The 15,199-nt window shown below is 42.8% G+C and carries 9 protein-coding genes; 7 read left to right on the top strand and 2 right to left on the bottom strand.

Translation table 11 applies throughout. From position 1 onward, the window contains the following. The first annotated feature begins 240 nt into the window (after nucleotides 1-240). Nucleotides 241-1,545 (top strand): nucleobase:cation symporter-2 family protein, encoded by a 1,305-nt coding sequence (locus tag FD05_RS04730; protein WP_020280758.1) that lies wholly within the window; start codon nucleotides 241-243, stop codon nucleotides 1,543-1,545. A gap of 195 nt (nucleotides 1,546-1,740) precedes the next feature. Here the strand turns inward: FD05_RS04730 and FD05_RS04725 are convergent, their stop codons facing one another. Continuing rightward, complete coding sequence (locus FD05_RS04725) at nucleotides 1,741-2,676, bottom strand: LysR family transcriptional regulator (protein ID WP_020280759.1); 936 nt, start codon at nucleotides 2,674-2,676, stop codon at nucleotides 1,741-1,743. Nucleotides 2,677-3,024: 348 nt separating this feature from the next. On the opposite strand from FD05_RS04725, the gene FD05_RS04720 reads away from it, so the two are divergent. Together FD05_RS04720 and FD05_RS04715 are read left to right on the top strand one after the other, a co-directional pair. Next, nucleotides 3,025-5,340: a glycoside hydrolase family 65 protein gene (locus FD05_RS04720; protein ID WP_020280760.1), complete on the top strand. Its 2,316-nt coding sequence runs from the start codon at nucleotides 3,025-3,027 to the stop codon at nucleotides 5,338-5,340. Nucleotides 5,341-5,520: 180 nt separating this feature from the next. Then, nucleotides 5,521-6,015, top strand: a complete 495-nt coding sequence (locus tag FD05_RS04715; RefSeq protein WP_020280761.1) for an arginine repressor — start codon at nucleotides 5,521-5,523, stop codon at nucleotides 6,013-6,015. A gap of 127 nt (nucleotides 6,016-6,142) precedes the next feature. Here the strand turns inward: FD05_RS04715 and FD05_RS04710 are convergent, their stop codons facing one another. After that, nucleotides 6,143-9,244 carry a YfhO family protein gene (locus FD05_RS04710; RefSeq protein ID WP_051990589.1) on the bottom strand — a complete coding sequence of 1,034 codons (3,102 nt, stop codon included), beginning with the start codon at nucleotides 9,242-9,244 and terminating at the stop codon, nucleotides 6,143-6,145. A 545-nt stretch (nucleotides 9,245-9,789) separates the two neighbouring features. Here FD05_RS04710 and arcA point away from each other — a divergent pair. The 4 genes from arcA (at nucleotide 9,790) to arcD (ending at nucleotide 15,032) form a co-directional block, all read left to right on the top strand. After that, the gene (arcA, locus tag FD05_RS04705) at nucleotides 9,790-11,022 is read left to right on the top strand and encodes an arginine deiminase (RefSeq protein ID WP_020280763.1); all 1,233 of its coding nucleotides are present in this window, start codon (nucleotides 9,790-9,792) and stop codon (nucleotides 11,020-11,022) included. A 215-nt stretch (nucleotides 11,023-11,237) separates the two neighbouring features. Further along, nucleotides 11,238-12,269 (top strand): ornithine carbamoyltransferase, encoded by a 1,032-nt coding sequence (gene argF / locus FD05_RS04700; RefSeq protein ID WP_020280764.1) that lies wholly within the window; start codon nucleotides 11,238-11,240, stop codon nucleotides 12,267-12,269. Nucleotides 12,270-12,512: 243 nt separating this feature from the next. Further along, nucleotides 12,513-13,454, top strand: a complete 942-nt coding sequence (arcC, locus tag FD05_RS04695) for a carbamate kinase (RefSeq protein WP_020280765.1) — start codon at nucleotides 12,513-12,515, stop codon at nucleotides 13,452-13,454. Nucleotides 13,455-13,604: 150 nt separating this feature from the next. Then, nucleotides 13,605-15,032 (top strand): arginine-ornithine antiporter, encoded by a 1,428-nt coding sequence (gene arcD / locus FD05_RS04690; protein WP_020280766.1) that lies wholly within the window; start codon nucleotides 13,605-13,607, stop codon nucleotides 15,030-15,032. Nucleotides 15,033-15,199 lie beyond the last annotated feature (167 nt).

The raw sequence follows: 15,199 nt of genomic DNA, 5'->3' as shown, positions 1-15,199 counted from the left end.
TCTCTTTTTATGTCAGAGCGGAGTTGCTGACCTGAGATGGAATTTATAGGGAGCAGTGCTCATAAACACTCATCAAATAACCGCTAACTCATATGATCTCACCAATTGATAGCCATCGCGTAATTGCCAAAAAAATATGTGAAATGTAATCGCAAACATTCGTAAACCCAGATTGTTTTCCCATAAATATAATGTTAATATTACATTATCACGTTAAACACGAATAAAAAGGAGAACATAATGGAAAACGTTTCTGTTCCGGGCAAGAAGTCGCCCATTCGTAATGCAATTTTAGGCTTTCAACATTTACTCGCCATGTATTCTGGTGATATCTTAGTGCCGTTGCTCATTGGTGGGGCACTGGGCTTCAACGCCGCTCAAATGACCTACTTGGTATCGATGGATATCTTCATGTGTGGGGTGGCAACACTGCTCCAGATCCGGCGAACACCGATCACAGGAATTGGCTTGCCAGTTGTTTTAGGGTGTGCCGTTGAGTATGTCGCACCGCTTCAATCGATTGGTAAGAACTTTGGCCTGGGATATATGTACGGTGGGATTATTGTCGCTGGACTATTCATTATCCTTGTTGCTAAGCCGTTTGCTCACATGCGGAAATATTTTCCATTAGTCGTAACCGGTTCACTGATTACGTTGATCGGATTTACTTTGATGCCAGTTGCATTTCAAAACATTGGTGGTGGCGATGCAACCGCCAAAGCATTTGGTAACCCAACTCACTTGTTCTTAGGTTTCTTCACTGCGCTTGTGATTGTTGTCCTGAACATTTGGGCCAAGGGATTTCTCAAGCAAATTTCAATTCTGATTGGAATTTTAGTTGGTTCAATAGTTGCCGTATTGATGGGAACTGTTGATTTTGCTGCAGTGGGACAAGCTCACTGGGCTCAACTGCCACAATTCTTCTATTTTGGTACTCCTAAATTCGAATGGTCATCGATTGCCACATTAATTTTGGCTGCGTTCACCTGTATGATCGAGTCCACCGGTGTTTACTTTGCTTTAAGTGACATCACTGGTCGTAAGTTGGAAGACCGCGATCTCGAGCATGGTTATCGTTCAGAAGGAATTGCTGCCATTTTAGGTGGGGTTTTCAACACCTTCCCATACTCAACCTTCTCGCAGAACGTGGGAATCGTTCAGTTATCTGGAATCAAAAAATTAACACCAATTTATTATTCAGCATTTATGTTGATGATCTTAGGCCTGATCCCCAAGTTTGGTGCCATCGCAACGTTAATTCCAGCTTCAGTATTGGGTGGCGCGATGCTAGTTATGTTTGGAATGGTCGGTGCCCAGGGCATCAAGATGCTCTCAAAAGTAGAGTTGAATAACAAAAACCTGCTGATCATTGCGGTTTCGATTGGACTTGGATTGGGAGTTACAACCCAGCCCGCCCTGTTCCAATACTTACCCGCAACTGTTCAAGTCATTATGAGTAACGGAATGGTAGTCGGAAGTTTCACCGCCGTTATTTTGAATATTTTATTGAACCACACTTCTTTAAGTAAACGAGTAGAAGAGTAGAGTGTGACGAGACCCGGGTTGACCCCGGAGTGTAAACTCAAGAATTCGTTGATGAACTAGGCTTGTTCGTCAGCGAATTCTTGAGTTTACACAGTAGGGGTCAGGGTCGTCGGAACACATTTCTGCTAAATAACTGCACAAAAAAGGACCAGCGAAGTTAATCGCTGGTCCTTTTGATTTAACAGAAAATCAGTACTACTCACGCTTTGGTACATATGCATCAACATATTCTGAAATAATGTTAAGCAAGTCAGTAACTGGTTCTGAAGTCTGCTTGTTCTTGACATATGAAATACCAAAGTTGGCAGTCAACACGTCAGTTGGGATTTCAATGACATTGATGTGTTTCTTCTGTTCTTCGGTTAAACGACGTGGGTTGGCAAATGGTTCTGGGGTGATGATTGCACCTACGTGTTCCAGTGCCAAGTCAGATGCCAAATGTAAATCAGGCACTTCAATGTTGATTTCAGCAGAAACACCGATATCATTCAAGAAGCTGGTTACCAGGCGTTGGTAATTATCTTCTTGTGGTGTACCGATGAATTCTTCACCGGAAAGCTTGGTTAAATCAAGATCTTTGTAATCCAAGAAGACCTTACCTGGTTCGTAAAGTTTGGAAGTTTCAGGGATGATCAAAACTAACGGTAATTGAGCAATTGGCTTATACTCAATCTTATGACTTTGAAGTGCATGGCCAATGAAGAAGTCCAATGTGCCTGATAACAAACGCTTTTCAGCATCGCGGCTGGTCATTCGAGTAATTTGAGCGTGGATATTTGGATATTTGTTATAGAACTTAACCAGTACTGGTTTATACAAGTCATTAGTAACCACTTCATTGGAAGCGATCGTTAAATGGCCATACTTGAACTGTGACAGGTGGGTCATCTCACGGTCAAGGTTGGCTCGTAGTCGGTTTTCCTCCTGCAAAAATGCAAGAAGTCGTTCGCCAGCGTACGTCAGCTGGATTGGATGGGATGATCGATCTATCAATTTAACACCAAAGTTCACTTCGGCATTCTTTATAACTCGACTGATATAGGGTTGAGTGACGAATAATGCTTGAGCGGCTTTGGACATGTTGCCTTGTGCTTTAATTTCTTCAAGAAACGAAAGTAATTTGCTGTTCATAATTGTAATTCTCCTTTGAAGACCTCTCGCCTTTTAGTTTATCTTCTAACCAGATTATATGATATTCTAGTAATATATGCATGAATAGTGACTTCTGATGTTACTATCCTGCAAAAAAGCTACAACCAAGTATAGCAATTCCAACTCGGGCAGTAAAGGACATGTATCTTTTAACCAAGGTATTATATTAATCTTAATGTTTTTAAATTTATATTACTATTAGGTACTAGATAAAGTTAACAATATTGGGTCAACAAATCGTGACTTTTTGGTATTGAATGGTAGAATAGCTACATAACTTTTAGACCTCAAACCTATACATAGCCTACTAGAAGGGGGTTCTATATATTGAGAATTGAGCAGTCACCTGAATTTCAAATTCACTTACAGACTTTAAGAAGCAAGGAACAGTTATTCCTTGAAACAATTTATAATGTCGGCAACGGTCACTTTGGTGTTCGTGATTCAAATCCACTCCAGGGAAATAATCCGGATTATATCGGATCCCCTGGATTGTTTATCAATGGTTTCTTTGATTATAAGGAAGTTAATTATGGGGAGAAATATCGTGGCTATCCTGATAATAATCAGGTGATCAACCGATTGTTTGACCCCAGATTCATTCGAATCAAAGTCGGTGATGAGGATTCATTGACCGATCATTTTAAAGTAGAAAATATTGATAAAAATCTAGATATGCAGACGGGCTTGCTGCACGAACTGTTTAGTGTAACCACCCCGGAAAACCGCAACTTCAATCTAGTTGTTGAAAGTTTCGCCAGTATGAGTAAGCTCAACGTTTATGGGGTAAAATACTCGGTCATTCCAACCAATTTTTCTGATGATATCGAAGTCATCAAAGTTCATGATTATGTCAATCAGACCGTCCATCAACAGGATGATGACATTCGCGTGAGTCCTGATCTGGGCCAGATGCAATTGGACTTTATTCCTGACAATGGTCAGCCCAGTTATCTGGTGACGACTTTCAGAAGCCAACAGGGGGCAATTGTCACCTACCAGGCCAGTGAAAATGTCGCACCCAATCCACCGATTGAGTATTTCAGAGATGAAAACCATCATTATGGTTACCGCAGCAAGTATTATGCCAAACCAGGCAGCTCCAAAGATTTCGAGTTCTTGTTTGCGATTGGCGATATTCATCCGCTGGTTAATGCCAATATGTACTCGGATCAGTACCTTTCTTCACTTGATAATTATATTTATGACACATCTTTCAAATCCGAACTGATGGCTTCTGCTCAAGTTTGGCAGACCTTTTGGCTTCACAGTGACGTTGAGATTGATGGTGATCCGGCCTTACAGCTTTGTGTACGGTTTAATCTATTTGAATTGAATCAATCCGCTGGGCGAGACGAGTTGACCAGCATTCCCGCAAAGGGGCTGACTGGGAATGGTTATGGCGGCCACTTCTTCTGGGACACTGAGATTTTCATGCTCCCATTCTTTACCTATACCCAACCGGAAGTCGCCAAAGAATTACTGATGTTTCGTTACCATACCCTTCAAATTGCTAAAGAGCAGGCCAGTGACTTCGGTTTGGGCAAGGGTGCTATGTATCCTTGGCGAACCATCAACGGCTACGAGTCCAGTGCCTATTGGCTAGCCGGCCAGGCCCAATTCCACATTAACGCTGACATTGCCTTTGCGGTTGAGCAATATTATGAAATCACCAATGATGATGATTTTATTCGTGATTATGGCTTTGAAATCATCTTGGAAACCGCCAGATTTTGGATGGAATATGGTAACTATGCCGAGCTTGAGGGCAAACGCCAATTTGTCTTGAATCGGGTAACTGGGCCAGATGAATATAGTGCCTTGGTTGACAACAACTATTACACTAATAAGTTGGCACAAAGCAATCTTCGCCTGGCAGCCAAATATGCCCGTAAATTTAAAGGCGATGACGGGATGCTAAGCCGATTACACGTCACTGATGATGAAGTTGAAGCGATGGAGCAGGCAGCTGATGCGATGTACCTGCCGTATGATAAAGAAAAGAACGTTAAGCTGCAGTTCCAGAACTTTGAGCAGCTGCCAAAAATGGATATTGCCTCGATTGACCAAAGCATGTTTCCACTGTTGCTGCACTATCATCCATTGATGTTGTACAGACACCAGGTTAACAAGCAAGCCGATACGATTATGGTTGACTTTATGTTCCCGGAAGGTAATACCTTGAAACAAGTGAAATCTGACTATGAGTTCTATGAGCCAATCACAACCCACGATTCCAGCCTTTCTAAGGCGATCTACGCGATTGTTGCTGCCCGGATCGGTAAAGACAAGCAAGCATACGATTTCTTCTCTCAGGCCGTTCAGACGGATTTGATGGATGTCCATCACAATACCAAGAACGGGATTCATGCTGGCAGCTTGGGTGCTGCTTGGGAAGGCATCATGTATGGCTTTGCCGGAATTGTCAACAATGCCACCAGCTTTAGCCTACAGCCACATTTGCCAACGACTTGGAACCGCCTCAGATTCAAGGTTCATCTTTACGGAAATGAATTTGAATTTACGATCTATCAAGATTCGGTTGAAGTGGTGCTGATTAGTGGTGAGGGTGCCGATATCACCGTTTATAATGAACGCAAACATCTCAATCCACAGAATGCCAGAGAAACTTGGAACTATTAACGAGCAATTCTGAAGAAATGATGAAATAATTATCTCTTTTTTGGAAAATAGGCGAACTTTGGTTTATCATTTGTTATGATAGTGTTATGCAAATTCATCGTTAATTACTGAATATTTAAACAAGCCCTTGATCATTTTTGGGCTGGTTGAGGTTCAGATGTGAAAGGGATGCACTTTATAATGAAGAAGGAAGCTCGCCAATCTAAAATTGAGCAGATTATCAATCAATATACAATTACCACGCAGGATGAATTGATGGAAAAGTTGAAGGTTGCGGGGATTAACGTGACGCAGGCAACTTTGTCCCGAGATATCCGTGAAATGCAGATTGTTAAACAACCGGACAGCTCCGGAAATTCGCGTTACATGATTTTTAAATCAGGTAACCAAAACGAAATCGAACGCATGTATCGCATGATTAATGGAACTATGACCGATATTCGGCAGATTCAATTTGTCAATGTGATCCATACCCAACCAAGTTACGCCAATCCGTTGGCAGCCGTCATTGATGACCTCCATATGGAAAATGTTTCCGGCACCTTGGCCGGCTACGATACAATTGTGACCTTTAGTCCATCAGTAAATGCGGCACGTGAGATCAACGATTTGTTTACCAAACATGCCAACCCTGATTTGTTGGTTAGCTCTATCAAGGATGGAGAGAGTGAATAGAGTTGGGTGATCCCCACTTAGAAGTGAGCATCAAGCTCGTCTGAACTCGTTTTAGCAAAATAATAGTGAATCAACCAAAAACTAGGCTTCCTCATTCGTGAGAAAGCCTAGTTTTTGTATCTAAATGCTATTGTTTAATTCTCCGGTAAATCAATCGACCAACTGATCCAATCAGAAATACCAACCACCATACGATCCCGACGATTGTGACGATCTTGCCAAGTGCAAGGCCTGGTGTTTGATATTTCAATGAAATGAAGTGGCGACCAACTGGAATCCTGGCACCAATGAAACCACGGTTAACCTTGAAGGTATCACCGGGCTGCCCATCGATCTTCAAACGCCAACCGGTTGAGTATGGAATTGAAGTCGTCAAAATTCGTGTCCGTTGGGTGGCATCTGTGTAGCCACTGACGGAATTGTTAGTCACTTTTTGACTAGTCAAACCAGTCTTTTGAATCCGATGAATTTGATTGTCGTATTGCTTGTTGAAAGGCACGGCCATTAATTTGACGCTCTTAAACTTCAACTGTTTGACACCATTGAAGTGCACCGTCATTGATTTTCTCAATTGATTGGAATAGCCCAGGTTGAGAACGATATGCTGACGGTCCTCGTAATCGGAAAGATTGTTTTCCGGAAGTTGGCGGACATATGTGAAGTTGTTCGGTGTTTGGACTGACAGGGTAAATGCACCCAGATCAGGATGCTGGACCGCAGTCCGTAAGCGATCAATCTTCTGCAGCTTGGAAACCGGGGTTCCATCGATGATTGAATCGGCAGTTAAGCTGTTCAAGCGATCCATTGTTGAGTGAGTGGTGTGTGAGACGCCATCAATGACTAAATATAACTCTGAGTTCCGGTATTTTTGTGGGTTATTGATATTCAGTTGATATGACAGGTGGCGCCCTTGAGCATCGTTATCCATTAAGTGCAGACCGTTCGCATTCTGGGCTTCGTTACGTTCAACAATTTGATGGTTCTTGGCGAGAACGCTTTGAAGCGGTTTGCCGTTTGGATTGATCCCCGTGGCCTTTTCCCAGATACGGACCTTGTTTGCGGGTAAGGTCGTCTTATATTTCTTCGCCGTATCCCGATAACGGGCATTCGGTGAAATCCGCAGACGATCCAAAACTGCTTTGACAGGATTATTCACCACGTGTTGGTCAAATAATCGGGTTGTATAAGATACGTTTTGAACTTTGCTGGCGGGTTCGGTGAGTGAGACACCATCGACTGGTTTGCTGACAACGGCTCCGGATAACATGGCCTGCTCACGCTCAATTGGTGACATGTTATTGTAGTTGGCATCTGAAATGACATATTTCTGGGTATAAACCAGCGGTAATGCCAAATTTGATTTCAAGAGAATGGTCCCAGAATGATTACTCAAACCACTGACCGGCTGCTCAGGGAAGTCGACAATTTTGCCATTCTTCCTGCGTACATAGTGATAGCCGTAAGGAATGGCTTGTGGTTTTTTGACGATGTCGGTTTTGGCAAACATGTACTGTACTCCCAGCAAATTCAAGAGGGTCGTGCGACCATCCGCTTCCCCAAGTACTGAGTTCACGACCGCTTGAGAATTATCCAGTGAACGACTAAATTGAAATACACTGCCGTTTTGAATCGAGTAATAGGCACCTAAATCGTGGGTTCCCAAGACCATTGGAATATTATTGCCGGCGGTTCGGTGTGAATAGTAATTATGAATGGTGGTTGTCCTGTAGAAATCGCCGGCTTTGCTCAATCCTTTTTGAGCACCGTCGTAATACTTGTGGAGCCACTGTTCGGCGGACCCGGCGGCCAAGTTTGAATTGATGTTTTTACTATTATTAGGGCTGAACCAACCTTGCCCGGCACTAACGACGTTGACTAAAACCAATCCAGTTAGAATATAGCCAACGTGCTTTGGCGATATTTTGAGTGAACTTTGGCAGGCGAACAATAGGAGAAAGCTGAGTAATAAGCCATAGGCAACCAAATCGTTTTGGGGTAATTTTAACGTGAAACCTTTGGTAATCCAGACGAGAATGATCAATCCGGCACTGGCACCAATCAGCCAGCGAAGATCATTGCGGGTGAGATTTTTCAGCTGATCAACCAAGATCATTGTGGCTAAGCTCATTGGCAGAACGATTAAGAACAACCACCGGTTAGATGGTGTTGACATGGCATTCGCCACGGCGCTGAACTGCGGCAGCATCAAAGCAACCACGGTCAGGCTGATGATGGTTGCCAGTGATCGATAACGCTTGAAGTGACGGAGAACATAAACGGCACCCAGGAAGGTTAATCCACAGAAATTTAAGACCAGCCAATAATCCTTGGTAGTCGTGCTGGTAATGAATTGATTAGGCATTGCCAGGTAATATTTGAGTGGATAAAGGATTAGGCCGTTGGCAAATTTGGCATGGTAAGCAATTCGAGTGGATTGGAAGACCGCCAGCAGCGTTGGGATGAGAATAATTCCCGCTGTTAGGAGACCAGTCATCACACCCTGAACCAAGCCATAAATAATTCTGACGTTTTTGAGCTGTTCGGGATGACTGTGCCGGATATTCAAATACCGAGTTAACAGGTAGACAAAAGTCCCGATGGCCAACATGTAGGCAAAATAGAAGTTACTGATTAAAGCCAGTGCAACCGCGACCGCTAATGGCAGCCAATTTTGCTTGTGGAGTACTTTTTCGACCCCCATTGCCAACAACGGGAAGAGGATCATTGGGATCAAGAAGAATGGGTGGTGCATGGAAACGTAGAAGTTGTACCCGGAAAATGTATAAATCAAGGTTCCAATTAACTTGGCATGGGTGCTGAAGTCTCGCTCATTTGCCCAGGCCAGAAATGACAGGCCGACACAGTAGAGCCGAAGTAGAATCAGAACTTGAAAGCCCAGCTCGAGCTTGGATGCTGGAAAAAGGGCGATCAACCAACTGAACGGATCACCAATTATGTAAAATGCGAAAGTGGTTAATTGATCGGCTCCAGCACCCAAGTTCCACGACCAACCGGTCATTGCTTGATGGGCAGAGCCTTGTAGCATCCGCTGGAATTCAGCCATGATTGGGAAATGTTGGGCGATTCCGTCAACATTCCAGATCAATGTCTTCCCAGCCAGCCACGGGATAGTGTAAGTTGCCAGGCAGACCAGCAGAAAAGCAATCGAATAGATTAGATAAGTCCGAAACTGAAAGGACTTTTTGCGAGTATCAATTCTCGGTTCCATATGAAATTACCTCCTAATACATATCCCATTTTGCCTGCATTTAGCTGGATAGACAAGGTTATTGACAGTTTTTTAATGTTTGTAACATTACCGCCGTGAATTTGAAATAATGTGCATGAAGATTCATTAATAAATTTCACACAAGTAAGTAAAACGCTTCCATAGACGCTGATTCGGCTGGATTTGATCGTTTTAAAAGTGAATTTTCTTTTACCAAACTGTGAATATTTTATGAAGCCCAAACATATTTATACCAAACAGATGAGAACGAATTATGAATATTGTGAATAAAGTGTTACAATTAATGGATTCCTAAATCTAATCAAATTCTTATGTTCTAATTTAAACATTTGCTTTTGTATAATTACCCGTAAGAGCCCCTTTGTGAAGGGAATAATTAGCAGGATAATTCATAAAATGAAACCGTAATCATTTTCGATGCTAATTGTGTTAGTTTTTTCGCATTTTGAATGTCCAAAAACATACGGTAGCGTTTTCGGAAGGGTTTATGATGTACTTGTATTAATGGAAGAGGAGGTAACAAAATGACAAGTCCAATTCATGTAACATCGGAAATCGGTAAGTTAAAAACAGTTTTACTGAAACGTCCGGGTAGAGAAATTGAAAACTTTACACCTGACATGATGCCCCGGTTATTATTCGATGACATTCCATATTTACCAATTGCCCAAAAGGAACATGATTACTTTGCCGATACTTTACGAGACAATGGTGTCGAAGTATTGTATCTCGAAAAATTAGCTGCTGAAGCTTTAGATGCAGCTGGTGATGAAGTTCGTGATGCTTTCTTAGAGCAAATGTTGACTGAATCTGGATATGCAGCAGGAACCATTCATGATGCATTGAAAGAATACCTCGGCAGCATGAACAACCAAGACATGGTCAACAAGATCATGGAAGGTATCCGTAAGAACGAAGTAGATTTTGTCCCAACAGACTTAGTAAGTGCTGCTGAAACCGAAAACTACGAATTCTACATGGATCCAATGCCTAACTTATACTTCACCCGTGACCCTTCGGCATGTATCGGTGAAGGATTAAGTATCAACCACATGACATTCCCTGCAAGACAACGTGAATCACTCTTTAACGAAATCGTTATTAAGTATCACCCACGTTTTGCCAACCAAGGTGTTCATGTATGGCGTGACCGTAACCACGATACTCGTATCGAAGGTGGAGACGAATTAGTCTTGAACGATCACGTAATGGCAATCGGAGTTTCTCAACGGACTTCAGCTGATGCCATTCAAGATATTGCTAAGAGCTTATTTAAAGAAGGTCATTTCGACACAGTTATTGCCATCAAGATTCCGCATAACCATGCAATGATGCATTTGGATACTGTGTTCACAATGATTAACTACGACCAATTTACTGTTCATCCAGGAATTTTAGGTGAAGGTGGCCACATTGATACTTGGACAATTACCCCAGGTCAAAATGGCGAACTTAACTTAGACCACAGAACAGATCTCAAACAAGTCTTGAAGGATGCGCTTAAGTTAGATGACCTTGACCTCATTCCAACTGGTAACGGAGATCCAATCATCGCCGGCCGTGAACAATGGAACGATGGTTCAAACACATTGGCAATCGCACCTGGTGTCGTAGTAACCTACAACCGTAACTACGTATCAAACGATCTGCTTAGAAAACACGGACTCAAAGTGCTTGAGGTTATCTCAAGTGAGTTGTCAAGAGGACGTGGGGGTCCACGTTGCATGAGCTGTCCTATTGTTAGAGAGGATATCTGAATCAGAGCGTGACGAGGGCTGGGTGACGCGGTTTCTAAGGGTACTTTGACTGAAATCCCTGGTTTTGGGATTTTAGTTAAAGTGCACTTAGAAGTTAGCGTCAGGCCCGTCGGAGCGTGTTTATGAAGCTGCCAAAAAACATCCAACCAACTCTACAATCCAACTCACATCAGTTCACCGTACCCAAAACAATAATCATCAAGGAGAATTCGATTATGACAAAAGATTTCAGACAAAACGTATTTCAAGGACGCAGTGTTTTAGCCGAAAAAGACTTCACCGCTGCCGAACTCGAATATTTGATTGACTTTGGTTTACACCTTAAGGCTTTGAAAAAAGCCGGTGTTCCTCATCATTATTTGGAAGGTAAAAACATCGCCCTCTTATTTGAAAAGTCATCAACCCGTACCCGTTCAGCATTTACCACTGCTGCTATCGATCTTGGTGCCCATCCAGAATACTTGGGTGCCGGAGATATTCAATTAGGCAAGAAGGAATCAACTTCAGACACTGCTAAGGTTCTTGGCAGCATGTTCGATGGAATTGAATTCCGTGGATTCAAGCAAAGTGATGCTGAAATTCTTGCCAGAGACAGTGGCGTTCCAGTATGGAATGGTTTGACCGACGAATGGCATCCAACTCAAATGTTGGCTGACTTCATGACTGTTAAGGAAAACTTTGGCAAACTCCAAGGATTAACTTTGACATTCATGGGTGACGGTCGTAACAACGTTGCCAACTCATTGTTGGTTACTGGTGCAATCTTAGGTGTGAACATTCATATCGTTTCACCTAAGGAATTGTTCCCAACTGACGAAATCCAAGGTATCGCAAATGGCTTTGCCAAGAAGTCAGGCGCTAAACTTTTGATCACTGATGACCTCGATGAAGGTATGAAGGGTTCAAACATCGTTTATACCGACGTTTGGGTATCAATGGGCGAAAGCAACTGGGAAGAACGCGTTAAGTTGTTAACACCATATCAAGTAAACATGGAAGCCTTGAAGAAGACCGGCACTCCTGATGATCAATTAATCTTCATGCACTGCCTGCCAGCATTCCACAATACCGAAACCGAATATGGTAAGGATATTGAAAAGAAATATGGCATTACTGAAATGGAAGTTACTGATGAAGTGTTCACCAGCAAGTATGCTCGTCAATTCGAAGAAGCAGAAAACAGAATGCACTCAATCAAGGCTATGATGGCCGCAACACTTGGTAATCTGTTTATTCCAAGAGTGTGAGAAGCAACGGGTGATGCGGCTTCTAAGGGTGTTTTGGCTGCAAGCCTGGTCTTGGGTTTTAGTCAAAGTGCACTTAGAAGTTAGCATCAGTTGCGCACGAACACGTTTCGGCTAGATAACAGTCAAAACACATTTCAGCCTAGTACCCACCTTGAAAAATAGCTCAACAATACAAGGGACTGGCAACAAAACATTTGTTTTGTCCCAGTCCCTTGTTATTTTCTAAGACGGAGGAGAATTGTTATGGGACGTAAAATCGTAGTTGCCCTAGGTGGTAACGCCATCCTGTCAAAGGATGCTTCAGCTGCCGCACAACAACAAGCGTTGCGCGACACCGCAGAACACTTAGTTAAATTTATTGAAAACGGTGATCAACTGATCATTTCTCATGGAAATGGCCCACAAGTTGGTAACCTGTTATTGCAGCAAGCTGGTGGCAGCACCAGTGAAAACCCTGAGATGCCACTTGACTCATGTGTTGCCATGACTCAAGGAAGCATCGGTTATTGGATGCAGAATGCCATGGATCAAGTTATCAAGGAAAAGGGTATGGACAAGACTGTTGCCACCGTTGTGACGCAGGTTGAGGTCAGTCCTGACGATCCAGCATTTGCCAACCCAACTAAGCCAATTGGGCCGTTCATGAGCAAGGACGCTGCTGATCTGGCTAAGAAGCAGAATCCAGATTTCAGCTTTGTTGAAGACGCTGGCCGTGGTTATCGCCGGGTTGTTCCGTCACCAAAACCAATCGGTGTGGTTGAAACCAAAGCCGTTAATGCCTTGGTTGAAGCAGGTATCGTGCCAATTTCAGTTGGTGGCGGTGGTGTGCCGGTTGTTACAGATGGCAGCCGTTTGGTTGGTAAGGAAGCCGTTATTGATAAGGACTTTGCCAGCGAAAAATTAGCTGAGTTGGTTGGTGCCGACGCACTCATCATTTTAACCGCTGTACCAAATATTTTTGTTAACTTCAACAAGCCTGATCAAAAGAAGTTGGAGCACGTTTCAGTTGCCGATCTCCATAAATATATTGGCGAAAAACAATTTGCCCCCGGAAGCATGTTACCTAAGGTTCAAGCCGCAATTGATTTTGTGGAAGCTACCGGTAACGAGGCGGTTGTGACTGCACTGGATAACATCGAAGGCTTTATTGATGATGGTTCTGGAACCATTATTTCAGCTAAATAACACAATTTTTTGGTTTGGAAATTAGAAACATTGTTTAACATATAGTCATATTATTTGAGGTACACTCTTACTGGGAACAATCTTGTAATCGTTTTCAAACGTGCCTCATGTGTTAGAAATTAATTCAATATATTCAAGGGAGTGAGCTAAATGAAAGAGCATGATGGTAAATTAGGGCTGCTCGAACTGATCGGATTGGTTGTTGGATCAATCATCGGTGGTGGGGTTTTCAACCTAATGCATGATATGGCCGTTGGTGCTGGTGCCGGTGCCATTATCATTGGTTGGGTAATTACCGCCATTGGAATGGTCATGCTGGCTTTAACATTCCAGAACCTGACTATGAAACGGCCCGACCTAGACGCCGGAGTTTATAGTTACGCCGAAGCCGGATTTGGTAAGTACATGGGATTCAACTCCGCGTGGGGTTACTGGCTGTCGGCATGGCTCGGTAACGTCGGTTATGCGACACTGTTAATGAGTGCCGTTGCCTACTTCTTGCCAGTGTTCGGTGATGGTCAAAACATTTGGTCAATTATTGCGGCATCATTTATTTTGTGGGCCTGCCATTTTATGATTCTGCGGGGAGTCGAATCAGCATCATTTGTTAACACGATCATTACGATTGCGAAGTTGATTCCAATTTTCCTTTTCATTCTCATTGTTTTATTCGCATTCAAAATGAACATGTTTACCAGCGACTTCTGGTACACACCAAGTGGAAAATTTGAATTTGGCAACGTGATGGCACAAGCCAAGAGTACCATGTTAGTAACTGTTTGGGTCTTTATCGGAATTGAAGGCGCTGTTGTCTTCTCCGGTCGGGCTCGGAAACGTTCTGACGTTGGTAAAGCAACTGTTCTTGGAATTATTACCGTTATCTTGATTTACATGTTAATCACATTGCTATCATTCGGTGTGATGAGTCGTGCCGGACTTTCACATCTGACTCAACCTGCAATGGCTGAATTGCTTCAAAGTTTAGTTGGTAAATGGGGCGCAATGGTTGTTAACGGCGGGTTAATCATTTCCGTGGTTGGTGCCTGGCTGTCATGGACGATGTTTGCTGGTCAGCTTCCATATGAAGCTGCCAAGGAAGGGTCGTTCCCGAAGATGTTTGCCAAAGAAAACAAGAATGGTGCTCCAATTACATCATTAACTGTTACCAACATCTGTGTTGAAATCTTCATGTTCTCATACCTGATTACAGCGTCTGCCTATAACTTCTTCTATTCAATTGCCAGTGCTGCGATTCTGATTCCATATGCATTCTCAGCATTCTATCAATTGAAATATTCATTCACAGAAGATCATGGTAAGGGCCGAATAGGCAATATCATTGTTGGAATTATTTCCAGCGTGTATGCTTGCTGGCTGCTGTTCGCGGCGGGAGCCAACTTCCTGCTGTTAATGTCACTGCTGTTCGCAGCAGGCATTCCAGTGTTCTGGATTTTGCAGAAGAAGGACAATCATGCAGACAAGGTCTTTGGCCCAGTTGAAATGGCTTTAGCGATCTTCATTGTGATTGCAGCAATTTATGCAATCTATGGATTGATTGTGGGTCAAATTACATTTTAAATAAGTTAATATTTTAGAGAGGGAAACGTGATGGTCAAATATCACGTTTTTTCTGTACATAGTCCAAAAAATAAGTCATGATGAATTAATAATTAGTTGTTGAGAACATCATTTGTGATTGATATGACTCTGCAGCTGCAAGCAAAAACGGATTCTGTTTAACGAAA

This window comes from Lentilactobacillus otakiensis DSM 19908 = JCM 15040, from assembly GCF_001434145.1.
GTDB lineage: Bacteria > Bacillota > Bacilli > Lactobacillales > Lactobacillaceae > Lentilactobacillus > Lentilactobacillus otakiensis.
The sequence above is the reverse complement of the archived record's forward strand: the minus strand, read 5'-3'. Positions and strand labels throughout refer to the sequence as shown.